Origin of the sequence: Nocardioides sp. JS614 (genome assembly GCF_000015265.1) — a bacterium.
Taxonomy (GTDB): domain Bacteria; phylum Actinomycetota; class Actinomycetes; order Propionibacteriales; family Nocardioidaceae; genus Nocardioides.
Genome location: NC_008699.1, coordinates 4,378,172 through 4,394,202, shown reverse-complemented (window position 1 = coordinate 4,394,202; position 16,031 = coordinate 4,378,172). Strand labels below are relative to the sequence as shown.

Sequence of the window (16,031 nt, the reverse complement as noted above, 5' to 3'; positions counted from 1 at the left end):
CCGTCCTGTGGACAACCGCGGGCACCCGGCCGGCGGCGGGTAGGAGCCCGGTCATGGACGCACCCGAGGCGCTGACCATGCTGGGCGGGGTGGCCACCGCCCAGGAGCTGCTGCGCTGCACCAGCCGCCGCCGGCTGCGTGCCGCGCTCGCCGATCAGACGGTGGTCCGCGAGCGACACGGCCGCTACCGGCTGCCCGACGCCGACATCGCGCGGGTGGCGGCCGCGCGGGTCGGCGGTGTCGTGTCGCACCTGAGCGCGGCACAGGATTGGGGGTGGAAGATCAAGGCACCGCCCGAGAGGCCATGCGTGACCGTCCCCCGGCGCAGCTGCCACCTCGAGGCCGACGACCTCGAGGTGCACTGGGCCGACCTGGATCTGCTGGACGTCAGCCGCGGCGTCACCGACCCGCTGCGGACGGTCGTCGACTGTGCCCGCGCCTACCCGTTCGACGTCGCGCTCAGCGTGGCCGACTCGGCCCTCCGGTCCGGGATCGACCGAGCCGACCTGGTCGCCGCGGCACTCCGGGCACCGCGCACCGGCAGGCGGCGCGCGGTCCGGGTCGTGGAGGCCGCGGATCCACGGGCGGACAACCCGTTCGAGTCGGTGCTCCGGGCGATCGCGCTCGACGTACCGGGTCTAGAAGTCGAGCCACAGCAGTGGGTGGCCGACGTGGGGCGGGTGGATCTCATGGACGTCGGACGGCGCTTGGTCATCGAGGCCGAGTCGTTCGAGTTCCACGCCGACCGGGCGAGCCTGCGGCGCGACGTCCATCGGTACACCGCGTTCGTGCGGCTCGGCTACCGCGTCGTGCGGTTCACCTGGGAGGACGTCATGTTCGACCCGGCGTACGTGCGGGAGGTGCTCGTCGACCTGGTTGGTTGACGCTCAGGGGGCGACGACCTGCTGGAGCACGACGTCGACCAGGGTCGTGGCCCGCTCCTCGATCTCGGCGTCGTCGAACTCCCGGCCCTCGAGGCGCGCGCTCAGGGTCTGGATCGTGACCGAGCCGTAGACGCACTGCCCGATCTCCCGGGCCGGCAGGTCGGCCGGCACCTCGCCGCGCTCGACCGCTCGGGCCGCGATCTGGTCGACGAACCCGACCTGCACGTCGGCGACCGTCTCCACGAACCTGCCGAGCCGGTGCGGCGCCCCCGCGGCGTCGACCAGCACCCGCAGCGCGGCCCAGCCGGCCGGGTCGCGGTAGTGGCGGAACAGGTTCGCGGCCAGGTCGTGCAGGTCGCCGCGCAGGCTGCCGGTGTCGACGTCGCCGATGTCCCCGCTGCGGCTGCTCACCGCGTCGGTGAGCAGGCTGTCCTTGTCCTGCCAGCGCAGGTAGACGGTGGACTTGCCGACACCGGCCCGACGCGCGACCCCGTCCATCGTGAAGCCCGCCCAGCCGTGTTCGCCGTACTCCTCGAGCGCGGCGTCGATGATCCTCTTCTCGGCTCCGGGGGTCCGGGGCCGGCCACGGCCCCGGCGGATCTCCCCCTGTGGTGTGGACATGGCTGATTGAACATCACAAAAGGGCCCGCCGGGGTGGGATCGCCGACGGTCGCTACTCTCGACGACGTGTCGGCCTGGGGCGAGAGGAACACCCACCACTGGGACGACTGGACCCTCGGGGACCTGATGGCCGCCAAGCGGGCAGGCCGCACGAGCCACACCGTGAGCCTCGTGGTCCCCGCCCGCAACGAGGCCGCGACCGTCGGCGACGTCGTCACCCGGGTGCGCGAGGCGCTGGTCGACACGGTCGCGCTGCTCGACGAGATCGTCGTCATCGACTCCGACTCCACCGACGACACCTACGAGGTCGCCACCGACGCCGGCGCCGTCGTGCACCGATCCGCCGAGATCCGCCCCGACCTGGGCAGTGTCCCCGGCAAGGGCGAGGCGATGTGGAAGGCGCAGTTCGTGACCACCGGCGACGTGCTCGTGTTCATGGACGCCGACCTGCTCGACTGGGACACCCACTTCGTGCCCGGCCTGCTCGGCCCGCTGCTCACCCGCCCCGAGGTCGCGCTGGTCAAGGGCTTCTACGAGCGGCCGATGCTCTCCGGCGACGCCGCGGTCCCGTTCGAGGGCGGCCGGGTCACCGAGCTGGTCGCGCGGCCGCTGATCCGGCTGTTGTTCCCCGAGCTCGCGGGCCTGCACCAGCCGCTCGCGGGCGAGTGGGCGGTACGACGCGACCTGTTCGAGCAGCTCAGCGTGCCGACCGGGTACGCCGTGGAGCTCGCCGCCCTCGTCGACACCCTGCGCACCCGCGGGCTGGACGCGCTCGCCCAGGTCGACCTCGGCACCCGCGCCCACCGGCACCAGTCGCTGCGCGACCTCAGCGGGATGGCCACCCAGATCCTCGCGGCCGCCCTGGCCCGGGTCGGCACCCCCACCGCGGCCGGGCCGGCCGACGAGCGACCGCCGGCGGTGGGCGTGCGATGACCCTCAAGCTCGGCCGCCACACCTTCCCCGACACCGCCACGTTGATGATGGCGATCGTCAACCGCACCCCGGACTCGTTCTACGACAAGGGCGCGACCTGGGCGGAGGACAAGGCCTTCGAGCGGGTCGCGCTGGTCGCCGGCGAGGGCGCCGAGATCGTCGACATCGGCGGCATCAAGGCCGCGCCCGGCGTCGAGATCTCCGAGGCCGAGGAGAAGGCCCGGGTCGTCGACTTCGTGGCCCGGGTGCGCGCGTCGTACCCGGACCTCGTGATCTCGGTCGACACCTGGCGCGCCGAGGTCGGCAGCGCCGTCTGCGCGGCCGGCGCCGACCTGATCAACGACGCCTGGGGCGGCGCGGACCCCGAGCTCGCCGACGCGGCCGCCGAGGCGGGCGCCGCGATCGTGTGCACCCACACCGGCGGGGTCACCCCGCGGACCCGTCCCTACCGGATGGAGTACGACGACGTGGTCGCCGCCGCGATCGCCGACACCGTCGCGTACGCCGAGCGCGCGATCGCCGCCGGCGTCGACCCCGCCTCGGTCGTCATCGACCCGGCCCACGACTTCGGCAAGAACACCTTCCACTCCCTCGAGGTCACCCGCCGGCTCGGTGAGATGGTCGCGACCGGGTACCCCGTCCTGGTGTCGCTCTCCAACAAGGACTTCGTCGGCGAGAGCCTCGACCTGCCGGTCGGGGAGCGGCTGACCGGCACCCTGGCCGCCACCGCCGTCTGTGCCCTCGCCGGCGCCCGGATCTACCGCGTGCACGAGGTCGTCGAGACCCGCCAGACCGTCGACATGGTCGACACGATCGCCGGTCGCCGCCCGCCCCGCCTCGCCATCCGGGGGCTGCAATGAGAGTGGTCCTGGTCCCCGGCGTGCTCGCGCTGCTGCCGGAGTACGCCGGCCTCGAGGACCCGGTCCCCGAGCTGCGGGCCGCCTGCGTGGCGGCCGTGCGCTGGCTCGGCGCCGACCCGGTCGTCCTCGCCGACCCGCAGGGGGAGCGGGTGGGCCGGGCGCTGCTGACGCAGGCCGGCGGTGCACCAGCAACCGGAACGGGCGCCGGGACGGTTGCCGACGCACCGCCGGCCCGGGTGCTGGTGGTCGGCAACGGCAGCGCCAAGCGCACCGAGAAGGCACCCGGGTTCCTCGACGAGCGGGCCGCCGCGTTCGACGCGGCGCTGGGGGCCTCGCTGCGGGCCGGGCGGCCCGAGGTGGACGCCGGCCTCGCCGCCGAGCTGTGGGCCAGCGTCGCCGGCATCGAGCGGCTGGCCGGGCTCGGCGACCTCGGGCCGGCGCAGGTGGACTACGACGACGACCCGTTCGGGGTGCAGTACTGGGTGCTCAGGTGGCAGCCGTGAGGGTGCTCGTCGGTCCCGACAGCGGAGCCGCCACCGAGGAGGCCGGCCTGGCGGAGCTGTACGCCGTGCCGCGCACGCCGTGGCTGCGGGTCAACATGGTCGGCACCGTCGACGGGGCCGCCACCGGCGAGACCGGCACCAGCGGCTCGATCAACAACGCCGTGGACAAGCAGGTCTTCGACCACCTCCGCGCGGCCGCCGACGTGATCGTCGTCGGCGCCGGGACGGCCCGGGCCGAGGGCTACCACGTGGCCGACCGGCCGCTGGTGATCGTGAGCCGCCGCGGCGACGTGCCCGAGCAGCTCCAGGACGCGCCGGCGGGCGCGGTGCTGATGGCGACCTGCGAGGCCGCCGAGCGGGTGGACCGGGCCCGCGAGGTGCTCGGCGCCGACCAGGTGCTGGTGCTCGGCTCGCACCGGGTCGACCTGCCGCTGCTCAAGCAGGTGCTCGCCGACCGCGGCTGGGCCAACCAGCTCTGCGAGGGCGGCCCGCACCTGCTGCGCGACCTGCTCGCCGCCGGCGTCGCCGACGAGCTCTGCACGACCACCGTGCCCCGGCTGGTGGCCGGCGAGCATCCGCGGATCACCCAGGGCCCGCCCCTCGACGTACCCCTCCGACTGCACCTGCTGCTCGAGGCCGAGGGCACGCTGCTCGCCCGCTGGCTCACCGGAGTCCCCGCGGTCCTTTAGGCTGCTGGCACCGCACCTGTTGAGGGGTGCGGCTCACCGAGGGAGACCCCATGCCGCGCCCGTTCCGGATCCTCGCCGCTCTCTTCGCCCTGGCCCTGGCCGCAGCGGTGCTGCCCCTGGCCTGGTCGTCGGCGACCGCCGCGCCGAACGACGCGATCTACCGGCCGCTGAAGGGCTTCGAGCCGACCGGGCCGCGGGTGCGGGTCGATCCGGACCAGTACGCCGCGGTCCGCGTCGACACCGGCCTGGTGCGCGCGGCGCTGCGTGGCGCCCCGCGGGCCGGCGCGGCCGGCTCGACCGTCTTCGCGGTCCCGACCCCTGCGGGCGGCACCGAGCGGTTCGCCGTCCAGCGGACCCAGCTGATGCAGGCCGGGCTGGCCGCCGCCCACCCCGAGATCGCCACCTGGGCCGGCCGGTCGCTCGACCACCCCGGCACCACCATCGCGATGGACGTGACCCCGATGGGCTTCCACGCCTCGGTGCGGTCCGGCGGGCAGACGGCGTGGTACGTCGACCCCGCGTACAACCGGCGCGGCACCACCGAGCACCTCAGCTACTACGGCGGCAGCCTGCCCCAGGAGACCGAGCGGGTCGCCGAGCGGGAGCTGCCGGACGTGCAGCGGGCGATCGAGCGGCGGGCCACGCAACGCCGGGCCGCGGACGACACCGTCCAGCAGCGGGTCTACCGGCTCGCGCTGGTCAGCGACCCGACGTACGCGACGTACTTCGGCAGCGCCAACGTGACGGCCGAGAAGGTCACGCTGATGAACCGCGTCAACCAGATCTACAACGACGACCTCGCGATCAACATGATCCTGGTCGACGGCACCGACGAGCTCAACCTCGACACCGAGGCGAAGGCGTCCGGGCCGAACGGACCGTGCGGCGCGCACCCGTGCTTCGACCCGCCGTCGGGCGACCCGGAGTCGCCGGACTACGTCCCGGGCCAGCTGGAGTACTGCGACGTCCCGGGCCTGGTTCGCAACCAGGTCGTGCTCGGGCAGATCATCGGCGCCTCGAACTACGACATCGGGCACCTGATGCTCGGCGTCAACGGCGGCGGCATCGCCGGCCTCGGCGTCGTCGGCAGCATCGAGAAGGGCCTGGGCTGCACCGGCCTGCCCGACCCGACCGGCGACTTCATGGCGATCGACTACGTCGCCCACGAGATGGGTCACCAGTTCGGCGGCAACCACACGTTCAACGGCGTGCAGTACGCCTGCTCGGGCGGCAACCGCAACGCCGGCACCTCGGTCGAGCCGGGCTCCGGCTCCTCGGTGATGGCCTACGCCGGCATCTGCCTGCAGGACGACCTGCAGCCGCACACCGACCCGTACTTCTCCCAGCGCACCCTGGACGAGGTGAACGCCTACACCAGCGGTACGGCGCCCGCGCCGGTCGAGGTGCAGAACGTCTCGCTCACCGGCTTCGACACCGACGGCGAGTCGATCATGATCGGCTACCCGGGCGGCGGGGCGCCGGTCACGCTGACCCGCGGCTCGACGTACACCGCGGCGAACATCGAGACGGCCGTCGAGGGCCTGACCGGCGAGAACGTCACGGTCACCGGGTGGGGTTACGACCCGTACGCCGGCGGCTCGACGTACCCCGCGCCGCTGACCGCACCCGACGACACCGGCTTCCAGGTCATCTTCGCCGGCGACGCCGACCCGTACACCGCGGACAGCGACCGTGCGGACATGAACGACCTGCAGGTCACCACCTCGTCGGCGGGCGTGACTGCGTTCGTCGGCGAGACCGCGAAGGGCGGTGAGCCCGGCAACCACGGGTTCGCGATCAACCCGACCGACAACCGCAACCCGATCGTGACGGCGCCGGCGAACAAGACCATCCCGACCCGCACGCCGTTCACCCTCACCGGGTCGGGCACCGACCCCGACGGCGACCCGCTCGTCTACGTGTGGGAGCAGAACGACGACGCGTCCGGCCACGCCGGCACCGCGCTGGTCAGCAACACCAAGAAGTGGGGGCCGCTGTTCCGGGTGTTCGGGACGTTCGCGAACGTCACCGACGACGGGACGCTCCAATACCACTCGCCGGGGGAGAACGTCGCGACGGCGGCCGGTCGGACGCGCACCTTCCCCGACCTCGCGCAGATCCTGGCCGGCAACACCAACGCCGAGACCGGCACCTGCCCACGGGTGCCGCCGCTGCCGGACAACCTCGACGACTACGTCCCGGTGCGGCCGCGGCCGCGCGACTGCTACTCGGAGTTCCTGCCCACCTCGGCGTACCAGGGTGCGCTGCACTTCCGGCTGACCGCGCGCGACCAGATCGTGGGCGGCGGCGGCGTCGGCTCCGACCAGGTCACGCTCCGGGTCGCCAGCAGCGCCGGGCCGTTCCTGGTCACCTCGTTCGCCAAGGGCGGCAAGGTCGACGGTGGCAAGAAGAAGGCGATCACCTGGAAGGTCAACGGCACCAAGAAGCTCGCCAAGAGGATCCGGATCGTGCTGTCCACCGACAACGGCCGGACCTGGGACAACGTGCTCGCCACGACCGCCAACGACGGCCGGGCCCGGGTCCGCATCCCCAACGTCCGCACCGGCAAGGCGTGGCTGAAGATCGAGGCGGTCGGCAACTACTTCTTCGACCTCAGCGACCGCTCCTTCCGGATCCGCTAACTGGGATAGTCCCTGACGATTGTGCGGTCGTTCGCGCCGGAACGGCCCGCAATCGTCAGGGACTATCGCCCCGGCTCTGCGGTGGCCGGCTCACGGTGGGGCTCGGGGTCGGCGGGCGCGAGGAGGACTACCGGGCGGCCGGGGCGGAGCTCGGCACCCGGACGATGGCCGAGCTGGCCGGCCGGGTCGCGGTGCTGCGCCGGGTGTGGGCGGGTGAGCGGGTGGTGGACGCCGTACGACCCGTCGGGCCGCCTCCGGTCCGTCCCGGCGGGCCGGAGCTGCTCGTCGGGACGCTGGGACCGCGCACGATCCGCAGCGCCGCGGCGTGGGCCGACGGCCTCGCCGGGATGTCGCTCGACGTCGACCTCGCGGAGATGGAGCGGGTCTTCGCGCTGACCCGGGACGCGTGGCGCGAGGCGGGGCGGCCGGCGCCGCGCGTGACGACGTCGTTCTGGTGCGCGCTCGACGACGGCGACGGGACCGCGCGCGAGCAGGTGCGCCGGCACCTGCGCCACTACCTGAACTGGATCCCGGTCGAGATCGTCGACGCCATGGCCGCGACCGCGGGCTTCGCGGGTACGCCGGACCAGCTGCGGGAGGTGCTGCGCCGGATCGCGGACCTCGGCGCGGACGAGGTGCAGCTGATCCCGACCGGCTCGGACGTGGACCAGGTGCATCGGATCGCTCACCTGATCGGGTGATTGCCGGGGCCGCTGTGGACGTTCGGGAGCCACCGGGGTCCGCAGGCCCTACCGTGTGCTCGTGCGGATGGACTGGCTGCCGGTCTCGGCGGCGCTGCTGGTGACCGGCGCCCTGGCGCTCTGCCTGGGCGCGTTCCTGCTGCCCGCATCCGAGGACACCTCCGACGCGCTGCGGATCGTGGAGCAGCAGGGCGGGCGGTGGCTGGCCGCCGCGGTGATCTTCTTCATCTCCTCGATCGGCCTGACCCTGGGCCTGCCGGCGGTCCTGTCATTGTTCGACCGGCGCGGCTGGGTCCTCGGGATGATCAGCGGGATCGTGCTCGAGATCGGGTTCATCGGCACCGCGGGGTTCGCGATGCTGATGGCGTTCTTCCGCTCGTTGGTCATCAGCGACGCGCTGCGCGGCAGCAACGTCGACCACATCGCGCACGACGCCGGTCTGGCGGTGTTCCTCTATACCTGGATCGCCGGCCTGTACCTCGGTGAGCTGCTGCTCGGCCTGGCCCTCCTGCGCGCCCGGACCGTCCCGCGCTGGGTGCCGGTCATGCTGATCCTGCACGCGCTGTCGTTCCCGGTCTCGGGCGCCTTGCCGGAGTACCTGTCGAAGGCGACGATCCTGCTGCTGCTCCTCGGGTTCGCCGGGACCGCGATCCACGCGGCCTCGCCCCAGCGGCAGTCCCGACAGCGCTGAGCCCGTCCGGCCGGCTGCCGCCGACGCGGGACCGGGTGGGCGGTGTGCCGGCAACCGTTGGTGGGGCTGGTTCGGTTGCCTGGGCACCGCTGGTCGGGCTCAGCGCAGCGCCAGGCACCCCGACGTCACGGGCCCCCAGGGCAGGTCGGCGTCCTCCGCGATCCGCTTGTCCAGGTTGGCGGCCACGTCGTCGGGCCAGGGCGCGGTGCGCCGGGTCTCCATCAGGATGTGGAGGAAGATCTCCTCCATCACGTAGCTGAGCTGCTGGTGGGTGTCGTCGAGCAGGTAGACCAGCGCGTGCGCCGCCCGCTCGGAGCGGCCCAGCAGCCGCACCCGCGCGGACATCCGGTCGCCGGTGCGCAGCTCGGTGAGGTAGGTCAGGTGGTGCTCGGCGGAGAAGCAGGCGTGCCCATCCGCGGCCGGCCAGTTCTGGGGGATCCCCAGCTCGACCAGTGACTCGTCGAGACCCTCGCTGGCGATGCCGGTGTAGTGGCGCACGTTGAGGTGCCCGTTGACGTCCTCGAAGGCCACCGGCACCGGCTGCTCGGAGTACGCCGGCAGGCCGACGAGCTGGTCATAGGTCGGGTGGGTGTGGGAGGGCGGGGTGCTCACGCGGGCCGACGATACTGCCGGGCGGACGGGCGCTGCGCGGCGGGGACGACGGGCTCGGGTTGCGTGTCGGCGCGATGTCAGGGCCGGCCGGTGACGGCCGAGGTCCTCAGGCGCCAGCTCACCAGTGCGAGGTCGAGCGCTGTGCGCGCCTGACGCGCCTCGATGTCCAGGCCGCCGAGCAGCCTGCTGATCCGCTCCAAGCGTGCATACAGGGTCTGCCTGCGGATCCCGAGTGCCTGGGCCGCCGCCGTCTTGCCCAGGCCCGCCTCCAGGTATGCGTCCAGGGTCTGGACGAGGTCCGAGCCGTGCCGCGCATCGTGCTCGAGCAACGCGCCGAGTTGCTCCTGGACGAACCGCTCGAGCTCGACGTCCGCGGTGGCGCTCGAGAGCAGGTGGAAGACCCCCAGGTCGCTGGCGAGCACCGTCCGTGACCCCAGGCCGAGCCGGCGGGCCAGGTGGAGCGCGTCGAGGGCGGCCGGCAGCGATCGAGCCAAACCCGCGGCGTCTCCAACCGGATGGCCCGCCGAGACCCGGATCGCCGCTGTGCCCACGGCGGCGTGCAGCTCGCGCTCCAAGGCGTCGACGAACGAGGACAGGCGCGAGCGCAGCTCCGCTGGCCGTACCGTGGTCGCCACGACGAACTCGCGGTCCAGCTCGGCCACCGCGGACACTCCGAACACCGACCGCGCGGCCTCGATGGTGGCGTTGAGACCGGGGCGCAGCGAGCTTGGCAGGCGCAGGTCCACCGCGAGGCCGACGGCTCGCCAACCCGGGCGCACGACGAGTCCGGCGGCGCGTGATTGCACCTCGATGTCCGCGCTGGAGAGGTACTGTCCCGCCGCCAGCATGCGGACCAGGTCGGCGTCGGCCCCGGGGCGGTGGCCGGCTCGGAACATGGCGCCCAGGCGGATGTCGATCATGGTCGCGCACAACTCGGCCAACCGCCTCACGCCGGTGTGGGTCGAGCGTTGCGACGCTGGCAGGGCGAGCACCGCCCAAGGACTCCGACCCACGTCGAACTCGAGCGTCCCACCCTCCCGGGAGCGCACGTCTTCCCCGCCCAGCAGGTCACCGGCCGAGGTGTACAGCCCGGCCGGCGAGCCGCAGATGTCACCGACCAGCGCCAGCAGCTCACCCGGCCCAGCCCCCGTGGTGAGCGCCTCGTGCAACCTGGTCGAGGCCCGCTCGAGCTCGCGCAGCTGCTCGACCTCACCGCCGATCAGCATCGGGTAGACCGTCTCCGTGACATCGATGAACGGGACCACTCCGTGGAGCAGCACGAGAGGCAGGTCATGCGCCCGGGCCGCTGCCACCAGCGCCTCGGGCGGGTGGGTGAACGTCCGGCCGACCTCGAGCACCAACGCCGCGACGCCTTGGCGAGCCAGCGCCTCGACGTACGCCGCCACCGCTCCCGCCCCGACGCCCACCAGGCCGAGCCCGGTGGTCAAGAGCACCTCGCCGCCCTTGAGCAACGGTGAGATCTCATAGATCTCGGAGGTGTGCACCCAGCGCACCTCCCGTTCGTCCAGGCGGCTGCCGACGGCCACCTCGGGCCGGGCGCGCCGCAGCACCGGGAGGTCGAGCAGGTCCTGAACGGTCGGCGCCACGGACGAATCATGCCGCCGGCGGTCCGGGCGTGCAGCACATTCTGACCAGTACGGGGGGACACGAAATGACGAAATGCCCCTTGTGACGGCCGCGGGTGGGCCGTTTGACTGCCCTGCATCACCCGCACCACGCCGGAGGTCCTCATGCTCGCGCACCCCGTTCGAGACCGTCGCCCGTCGCAGCTCCGCACTGGAGCCGGCCTGCTGGTCACCGTGGCCGTCCTCGCCCTCACTGCCGCCTGCGGAGGGACCACGGGCGACGAAGGCTCCGACAGCGCCGGTGGCGACCTGCCCCTGGTGTACGGCGTGTTCGCCACCCCGCTCGAGGAGCCCTGGGACGGCGCCATCCACGCGGCGCTTGAGTCCGCGGCCGCGGACGGGCTGATCGAGTACAAGCACGTCGACGACCTCAGCACCTCCGACGCCATGGAGCGGTCGCTGCGCGACATCGCCACCAACGAGAAGCCGGACGCGATCATCGGGGACGCGTTCGCCGCCGAGGAGGCGGTCCGCAAGGTAGCTGCCGAGTTCCCGGACATCCCGTTCGCCTTCGGATCCGGTGGCGAGCCGGTGGAGCCGAACATGAGCGTCTTCGACAACTGGCTCCAAGACCCCGCCTACCTGGCGGGCATGCTGGCCGGCGGTCTGACCGAGAGTGGAACGATCGGGGTGGTCGGCGCCATGCCGATTCCGGAGGTGAACCGGATCGTCAACGCCTTCGTCCTCGGTGTGAAGGAGACCAACCCCGACGCGACGGTCAAGGTGTCGTTCATCAACAGCTTCTTCGACCCGGCCGCGGCCAAGCAGGCCGCGCAGGCCCACATCTCGGCCGGAGCCGACGTCCTCTTCGCCGAGCGCGACGGAGTTATCGCCGCCGCGGAGGAGGCCGACATCCCGGTCATCGGAATGATGGTCGACCAGAAGGCCGAGTCGCCCGAGCACGTCGTGACGTCCCTGATCTGGGACGTCCGGCCGACGGTCGACGCGGTGGTCGACCAGATCGAGAACGGTCCCGAAGGAGTCGACCTCGGCAAGTACTCCTTCATGGCGGCCGGTGGCTCGTCCATCGCCGACATCAACACCGACATCGTCGGCGGGGTCCCCGACGACCTGGCCGCTCGCGTCGAGGACATGCGCGCCGCCATGGAGGACGGCACCTTCGAGACACCTGTGGACGAGAGCGCGCCGGCGAAGTCGATCGACGTCTCCGCGAAGTGAGCGGACCAGGGGCGAGCAGTGGGCCGTTGAGGGGCCCGCTGCTCGAGCTCGACGGCCTGACCAAGCGATTCGGGGAGCTGGTCGCGAACAACGCCATCTCCCTGAGCGTCGCCCCGGGCGAGGTCGTCGCCATGCTGGGCGAGAACGGCGCCGGCAAGTCGACCCTGATGAAGATGGTCTACGGGCTGATCCGTCCGGACGCCGGCACCGTGCGCATGGACGGCCGACGGCTCGAGATCGGCTCGCCACGCGACGCGATGGCCGCCGGCATCGGAATGGTCACCCAGGAGTTCTCTCTGGTCGAGACGATGACCGTCGCCGAGAACGTCGCGCTCTCCGGGCTTGGTCTCGGCCGCGTCGACCGCGCCGCCACCCGGCAGCGGGTCTGCGATGCGATGGACCGGATCGGGGTCAGCCTCGACCCCGACCGCGTCGTCTCCACCCTCTCGATCGGCGAGCGGCAGCGGGTCGAGATCGTCAAGGCCCTCTTCCACGACTGCCGGGTGGTGATCCTCGACGAGCCGACCGCGGTGCTGACCCCCCAGGACGTCCGCGCCCTCTTCGACACGATACGACGGCTCACGGCAGCCGGGCTCGGGGTACTGCTGGTCTCGCACAAGCTTCGTGAGGTCGCCGAGATCTCGGACCGGGTGGTGGTGCTGCGCCACGGCCGGCTGGTCGGCACTCGGGTGACGGGAGAAGTGGGTGACGCCGAGCTCGCCGCGTTGATGATCGGCGCGACGGGCCAGGCCGCTGTCGACGAGCCGGACACCGAGGCGGCCCTCGGGCTGGCGGTCGGGCCGGTCGTCGAGCGAGGGAGCCGCGAGGTCCGGCCGACCGTCCTCGACATCGAGGGACTGACCCTGACCCGCAGCGGACGAGACGTGCTGCGCGAGGTGAGCATCCGGGTAGGGGCGGGCGAGATCGTCGGGGTCGCGGGCGTCTCGGGCAACGGTCAGACCGAGCTGGTCTCCGTGCTCGCCGGTACCGAGCCGGTCTCCGCCGGGAGGGTCGTGGTCGCCGGGACGGACGTCACCTCCGCCGACGTCGCGAGCCGGCTCCGAGCCGGCCTGGGCCGGCTCACCGAGGACCGGCGCGGCAGCGTGGTCCCCCAGCTCAGCGTCGAGCAGAACCTGGTCCTCGAGGACCTGAGCGGCTATACCCACCGTGGTCTGCTCGACCGGCGCGCGGTGCGTCGCCACGCCGAGGACCTGATCGAGCGCTTCGACATCCGCGCCCGGCCGAGCGACTCGATCGCCTCGCTGTCCGGCGGCAACATGCAGAAGGTGCTGCTGGCTCGCGCGCTCTCGCGGGAGCCTCGGGTCCTGGTCGCCTCTCAACCGACACGGGGGCTCGACATCGGCGCGTACCGCTACGTGCACAGCCAGCTGCGCGCCCTGCGAGCGCGTGGAGGTGGGGTGCTGCTGGTCTCCGAGGATCTCGACGAGCTGCGCAGTCTCAGTGACCGGATGGTGGTGCTGCTGCGGGGCGAGGTCGTCGGTGAGGTGGCCTCGGCGGACGCTTCGGCGGAGCGGGTAGGCGTGATGATGGCGGGAGGGATCCCGGCATGAGGCTGGTCCTGCGTGGGCGCGAGCCGCGGTGGCTCCCACCCGTCGCGGTCGCGGTCGGCGTCCTGATCACCGTTGCACTGACCGCGATCCCGATCCGGCTGTCCGACGCGAATCCGCCGGCCGCCTTCGAGCGGTACCTCGTCACTCCGCTGACCTCGACCACCGGGCTGTACGAGGTGCTGCTCACCGCCACCCCGCTGTTGTTCACGGGCGTCGCGGTCGCGCTCGCGTTCCGAGCCGGGTACTGGAACATCGGTGCCGAAGGGCAGTTCCTCCTCGGCGCGATCGGAACCACCGCGATCGGCACCGGCTTGCCCGACCTGCCCGCCGCGGTGGCGCTGCCGCTGGGCTTCGCCGCCGGGGCCGCAGGGGGGCTCGTGTGGGCCGTGGTGCCCGCCTGGCTCAAGCGGCGGGCCGGGATCGACGAGGTCGTCACCACGCTGTTGCTCAACCCGGTCGCGCTGCTCCTGGTCCAGGGGCTGCTCAACGGGCCGTGGCGCAACTCCGAGAGCGGGTTCACCGACTCCGACCGGCTCGGCCCGTCCTACGACCTGCCCGCGCTGGTTCCCGGAAGCCGGCTGCACTGGGGCTTCGGGGTCGCCGTACTGGTCGTCGTGGCGGTGGGGATCGTGCTGACCCGCACCGCCACCGGGATCCGGATCCGGGCAGCCGGCCAGGCTCCCCGGGCCGCGGAGTTCAGCGGGATCGCGGTCGGTCGCCTGCAGTTCCGGTGCGCGCTCGTGTCCGGCGGCATCGCCGGGATCGGCGGCGCGTCGCAGGTGATGGGCGTCCAGCACCAGTTGACCGGGGGCATCAGCAACAGCTACGGCTACACGGGTGTCATCGTCGCCACCCTCGGCGGCCTCGGTGCACTCGGGGTGTTCCTGGTCGCGTTCCTGCTCGGCGACCTGTCCGTGGGCGCGCAGAACGTGTCGCTGGTGCTGCAGGTGCCCGCCCAGCTCGGCGCGATGTTCAGCGCGCTGTTGCTGCTGGCGGTGCTGTCGGCGATGACCTGGCGCCGCTACCGGGTCCAGTGGCGTGGGTCGGCGACACCGCCCGCTCCGGCACGCACTCCGGAACGGGAGTCGGCCCGATGAGCCTCAACGTCTTGGCCCTGATCGGGGCCATGCTCACCATCGCGACGCCGCTCGTCTGGGCCGGCATCGGCGAGGTCATCGTCGAGCGCAGCGGCGTCCTCAACCTGGGTATCGAGGGCACGATGTACCTGGGCGCCTTCGTCGGCTTCCTGGCGGCGCTGCGGACCGGGTCTGTCTGGGTCGGCCTGATGGCGGCTATCGCGGCCGGCCTCCTGGCCGGCGCATTGATGGGCCTGTTCGCGGTCACCCTCGGCCTCAACCAGCACGTGGCCGGGCTCGGCCTGACCCTCCTATTGATCGCTGCCTGTGACTTCACCTTCCGGCTGTTGTACGCCGGTGAGCGACCGACCCTCGACGACAAGTTCCACGTCCTCTTCCGGGGGGCTGAGGTGGTCGACCAGCATTGGCTGACCTACGCCGGCTTCCTGGTGCTTGCCCCGCTTGCCTGGTGGGTCCTGAGCTCGACCGGGCTCGGCGCACGGCTGCATGCGGTCGGGGAGAACTTCGAGGCGGCCGACGTCGCCGGCATCTCGGTGGCGCGGACGCAGTACGCCGCGCTGGTCGTGGGTGGCGCGCTGATGGCCGTCGGCGGAGCGTTCCTCACCCTCGCCGTGCTCGGCAGCTTCACGCTGGACGTCATCAGCGGCCGTGGCTGGGTCTGCATCGCCCTGGTCATCTTCGCCCGCTGGCGGGTGTGGCCGGCGGTTCTGGGGGCGCTGGTCTTCGCCGGTACGAACGCCCTGCAGCTCCAGCTCGCGATCACGCCGGCGTTCGGCTCCGTGCCGGGTGAGTTGATGCTCGCGCTTCCCTACCTCGCGGTGATCGCCGCCCTCGCGATCGGGGGACGCAGTGTGCGCTACCCGGGCTCCTACCTCAAGGCCTACCGCCGTGGGTGACCTCGCCCGCCCCGTCACTTCCAGAAGGAGACGTCAATGACCGACGAAGAGATGCTCGTCCTGGCCGTCGAGGAGGCCCGCCGCGGACTCGCGGAGGGCGGGATCCCGATCGGCGCCGTCCTCATCCACGACGGCGAGGTCTTGGGTGGCGGCCACAACCGTCGGGTCCAGCTCGGCAGCGCGATCCGGCATGGTGAGACCGACTGCCTGGAGAACATCGGCCGACTGCCGGCGAGCGTCTACGCGCGCTCGACGATGGTGACGACCCTGTCGCCCTGCGACATGTGCACCGGCGCGATCTTGCTCTACGGCATCCCGCGCGTGGTCGTCGGCGAGAACCGCAACTTCCTCGGCGGTGAGGAGCTGCTGGCCTCCCGAGGGGTGGAGGTGGTCGTTCTGGACGACCTGGGCTGTGTCGAGATGATGGCCACCTTCATCGCCGAGCACCCGACGCTGTGGAACGAGGACATCGGGGTCGAGGACGACTCGTCGGTCTCGTAGCCCGC

At 72.3% G+C, this 16,031-nt stretch carries 16 protein-coding genes; 13 read left to right on the top strand and 3 right to left on the bottom strand.

Going from position 1 to position 16,031, the window contains the following annotated elements:
* Positions 1-53 precede the first annotated feature (53 nt).
* Positions 54-884, top strand: a complete 831-nt coding sequence (locus NOCA_RS22510; RefSeq protein WP_011757585.1) for a DUF559 domain-containing protein — start codon at positions 54-56, stop codon at positions 882-884.
* 3 nt (positions 885-887) lie between these two features.
* On the opposite strand, the gene NOCA_RS22505 is transcribed toward NOCA_RS22510, so the two are convergent.
* The gene (locus NOCA_RS22505) at positions 888-1,505 is read right to left on the bottom strand and encodes a TetR/AcrR family transcriptional regulator (protein WP_011757584.1); all 618 of its coding nucleotides are present in this window, start codon (positions 1,503-1,505) and stop codon (positions 888-890) included.
* A gap of 66 nt (positions 1,506-1,571) precedes the next feature.
* On the opposite strand from NOCA_RS22505, the gene NOCA_RS22500 reads away from it, so the two are divergent.
* The 7 genes from NOCA_RS22500 to NOCA_RS22470 all read left to right on the top strand — a co-directional run bounded on the left by NOCA_RS22500 (position 1,572) and on the right by NOCA_RS22470 (position 8,524).
* A complete protein-coding gene (locus NOCA_RS22500; RefSeq protein ID WP_041546827.1) occupies positions 1,572-2,438 on the top strand; it encodes a glucosyl-3-phosphoglycerate synthase in 867 nt (288 codons plus the stop codon).
* Positions 2,435-3,298: a dihydropteroate synthase gene (gene folP / locus NOCA_RS22495; protein ID WP_011757582.1), complete on the top strand. Its 864-nt coding sequence runs from the start codon at positions 2,435-2,437 to the stop codon at positions 3,296-3,298. Before NOCA_RS22500 ends, folP begins: the two co-directional genes overlap by 4 nt.
* The gene (locus NOCA_RS22490) at positions 3,295-3,801 is read left to right on the top strand and encodes a hypothetical protein (RefSeq protein WP_011757581.1); all 507 of its coding nucleotides are present in this window, start codon (positions 3,295-3,297) and stop codon (positions 3,799-3,801) included. Before folP ends, NOCA_RS22490 begins: the two co-directional genes overlap by 4 nt.
* Complete coding sequence (locus NOCA_RS22485; protein WP_011757580.1) at positions 3,798-4,490, top strand: pyrimidine reductase family protein; 693 nt, start codon at positions 3,798-3,800, stop codon at positions 4,488-4,490. Before NOCA_RS22490 ends, NOCA_RS22485 begins: the two co-directional genes overlap by 4 nt.
* A 50-nt stretch (positions 4,491-4,540) precedes the next feature.
* Positions 4,541-7,132: a M12 family metallo-peptidase gene (locus NOCA_RS22480; RefSeq protein WP_011757579.1), complete on the top strand. Its 2,592-nt coding sequence runs from the start codon at positions 4,541-4,543 to the stop codon at positions 7,130-7,132.
* Between the two features lie 95 nt (positions 7,133-7,227).
* Complete coding sequence (locus NOCA_RS22475; protein WP_011757578.1) at positions 7,228-7,833, top strand: LLM class flavin-dependent oxidoreductase; 606 nt, start codon at positions 7,228-7,230, stop codon at positions 7,831-7,833.
* Positions 7,834-7,894: 61 nt separating this feature from the next.
* Positions 7,895-8,524: a hypothetical protein gene (locus NOCA_RS22470; protein ID WP_140404025.1), complete on the top strand. Its 630-nt coding sequence runs from the start codon at positions 7,895-7,897 to the stop codon at positions 8,522-8,524.
* 99 nt (positions 8,525-8,623) lie between these two features.
* Here the strand turns inward: NOCA_RS22470 and NOCA_RS22465 are convergent, their stop codons facing one another.
* Together NOCA_RS22465 and NOCA_RS22460 are read right to left on the bottom strand one after the other, a co-directional pair.
* Complete coding sequence (locus NOCA_RS22465) at positions 8,624-9,136, bottom strand: thioesterase family protein (protein ID WP_011757576.1); 513 nt, start codon at positions 9,134-9,136, stop codon at positions 8,624-8,626.
* 77 nt (positions 9,137-9,213) lie between these two features.
* Entirely contained in the window at positions 9,214-10,743 is a 1,530-nt protein-coding gene (locus NOCA_RS22460) for a PucR family transcriptional regulator (RefSeq protein ID WP_011757575.1), read from the bottom strand.
* 144 nt (positions 10,744-10,887) lie between these two features.
* Between NOCA_RS22460 and NOCA_RS22455 the strand changes: the two genes are divergently transcribed.
* Genes NOCA_RS22455 through NOCA_RS22435 form a run of 5 tightly spaced genes read left to right on the top strand, consistent with a single transcriptional unit; the run spans position 10,888 to position 16,026 of the window.
* On the top strand, positions 10,888-11,961 hold the full coding sequence (locus NOCA_RS22455; RefSeq protein WP_011757574.1) for a BMP family protein: 1,074 nt from the start codon (positions 10,888-10,890) through the stop codon (positions 11,959-11,961).
* Positions 11,962-11,987: 26 nt separating this feature from the next.
* A complete protein-coding gene (locus tag NOCA_RS22450) occupies positions 11,988-13,532 on the top strand; it encodes an ABC transporter ATP-binding protein (protein WP_041546826.1) in 1,545 nt (514 codons plus the stop codon).
* Positions 13,529-14,629, top strand: coding sequence for an ABC transporter permease (locus tag NOCA_RS22445; protein ID WP_011757572.1), 1,101 nt, complete (start codon positions 13,529-13,531; stop codon positions 14,627-14,629). Before NOCA_RS22450 ends, NOCA_RS22445 begins: the two co-directional genes overlap by 4 nt.
* A complete protein-coding gene (locus tag NOCA_RS22440) occupies positions 14,626-15,525 on the top strand; it encodes an ABC transporter permease (RefSeq protein WP_011757571.1) in 900 nt (299 codons plus the stop codon). Before NOCA_RS22445 ends, NOCA_RS22440 begins: the two co-directional genes overlap by 4 nt.
* Before the next feature lie 36 nt (positions 15,526-15,561).
* Positions 15,562-16,026, top strand: a complete 465-nt coding sequence (locus NOCA_RS22435; protein ID WP_011757570.1) for a nucleoside deaminase — start codon at positions 15,562-15,564, stop codon at positions 16,024-16,026.
* Positions 16,027-16,031: the final 5 nt, after the last annotated feature.

Excerpts from the sequence above, each read along its gene's own strand:
- NOCA_RS22440 (WP_011757571.1), top strand. The coding sequence starts at position 14,626 with ATGAGCCTCAACGTCTTGGCCCTGATCGGGGCCATGCTCACCATCGCG.
- NOCA_RS22480 (WP_011757579.1), top strand. The coding sequence starts at position 4,541 with ATGCCGCGCCCGTTCCGGATCCTCGCCGCTCTCTTCGCCCTGGCCCTG.
- NOCA_RS22510 (WP_011757585.1), top strand. The coding sequence starts at position 54 with ATGGACGCACCCGAGGCGCTGACCATGCTGGGCGGGGTGGCCACCGCC.
- NOCA_RS22445 (WP_011757572.1), top strand. The coding sequence starts at position 13,529 with ATGAGGCTGGTCCTGCGTGGGCGCGAGCCGCGGTGGCTCCCACCCGTC.
- NOCA_RS22455 (WP_011757574.1), top strand. The coding sequence starts at position 10,888 with ATGCTCGCGCACCCCGTTCGAGACCGTCGCCCGTCGCAGCTCCGCACT.
- NOCA_RS22490 (WP_011757581.1), top strand. The coding sequence starts at position 3,295 with ATGAGAGTGGTCCTGGTCCCCGGCGTGCTCGCGCTGCTGCCGGAGTAC.
- NOCA_RS22435 (WP_011757570.1), top strand. The coding sequence starts at position 15,562 with ATGACCGACGAAGAGATGCTCGTCCTGGCCGTCGAGGAGGCCCGCCGC.
- NOCA_RS22505 (WP_011757584.1), bottom strand. The coding sequence starts at position 1,505 with ATGTCCACACCACAGGGGGAGATCCGCCGGGGCCGTGGCCGGCCCCGG.
- folP (WP_011757582.1), top strand. The coding sequence starts at position 2,435 with ATGACCCTCAAGCTCGGCCGCCACACCTTCCCCGACACCGCCACGTTG.